General features: G+C 73.5%; 2 protein-coding genes. Both read right to left on the bottom strand.

Annotation, left to right across the window (positions count from 1 at the left end; genetic code table 11):
* The coding region (locus FNQ90_RS24140; RefSeq protein WP_323380153.1) for a DUF317 domain-containing protein at nt 1-654 on the bottom strand (654 nt) is incomplete at its 3' end.
* Nucleotides 655-703: 49 nt separating this feature from the next.
* Nucleotides 704-1,093, bottom strand: coding sequence for a hypothetical protein (locus FNQ90_RS24135; RefSeq protein ID WP_182608283.1), 390 nt, complete (start codon nt 1,091-1,093; stop codon nt 704-706).
* Between the last annotated feature and the right edge of the window lie 44 nt (nt 1,094-1,137).

Genomic DNA, 1,137 nt, shown 5'->3' with positions numbered 1-1,137 from the left:
GTCCAGCGGGGCATGCACGGCGGTGCGCTCGTGCATGCCCCGCTGGACCGGGGCGGGGTCGGCCAGGGCGGTGACGAAGGCCTGCACCAGATGCTCGGGGGCCCGGGCCCCGAACATGGCGTGCCACAACCGGGGCCCTTGGGGCCCGCGGTAGGGGTCGTGGGCGCGCACGTACCAGGCCGTGGTGCTGTCCGCTTCACGGAGCCGTTCGATACGGCACGCGCGGTCGGGGGAGTCGGCCACACCGCGCGCGTCGATGTCCCACCCCGCGTCCCTCGCCGCGGTCAGGGGGTCCTGCGGTTCGCTCGGCGGGGGAAGAACGAGGGCCTCCGCGACAGCGGCGAGAACTTCGGCGGGGACGAGTTCACCGAATTCGGCGTACCAGCCCGGCTCGGTGTCGGTGGGCTGCGCCCGCAGTCGCCACCAGGCACTGGTGGAGGACCGGGGCTCGAACTGCAGGCTGTGCCGGTGGTCCGGGCTGCTGAGTACGATCTCCGAACCCAGCGGATCGGAGACGGGAGTCCAACCGGCCGCGGCCAGGACGTGGGTGACGCGCCGGTCGTCCCCTGGACCGGCCAGATGGCGCGGGGAGGTGTCGAAGGGGACGCGCCACAGATGGGTGTCGGCGAAGGCGGCGAGCTGCCGCTCGGTCACGGGCACCGGCAGCTCTCCCTCGGCTCACTTCGAATCCGGCGTCGGGTGTTCACCGGCGCCTCCTGACGACCATGTCGCAGGCCCCCGGCTTCACCGAGGGGGCCTTCGCGCCGGTGGGAGGTTCCGCGAGGCGTCGCAGGTCGGACAGGTGCTCGTCGAGGCCCGGGCTCACGTCGTGCAGCTGGTTGCAGGCGCGGCCCGGGGCGAGCGGAACCTCCGGAGGCAGGGCACCGGTGCGGGCGTGGTGACGGGTGAAGTACGAGCCGGTGGCGAGCAGTTCGGTCATCCGGCCCAAGGCTCCCCGGTCGCCGTCCGGGACGGTGCCCGGGACGCGGGCGACCCGGTGCGGCGGGGCGTGGGTGAGGTGGTCGTTCAGTTGGCCGAGACGTTGGGCGATGTCCTCGGCGAGCGCGAGCGCATCGCCGGCGGGGTCGGTCATGGGCCTCCCGGTTTTCGAAGCAGCAGTGGGCGGGACGGTGGGTG

The sequence above is a fragment of the Streptomyces alkaliphilus genome, from assembly GCF_014141535.1.
GTDB classification, from domain to species: domain Bacteria; phylum Actinomycetota; class Actinomycetes; order Streptomycetales; family Streptomycetaceae; genus Streptomyces; species Streptomyces alkaliphilus.
This window is presented reverse-complemented; position numbering and strand designations above follow the sequence as displayed.

Excerpts from the sequence above, each read along its gene's own strand:
- FNQ90_RS24135 (WP_182608283.1), bottom strand. The coding sequence starts at position 1,093 with ATGACCGACCCCGCCGGCGATGCGCTCGCGCTCGCCGAGGACATCGCC.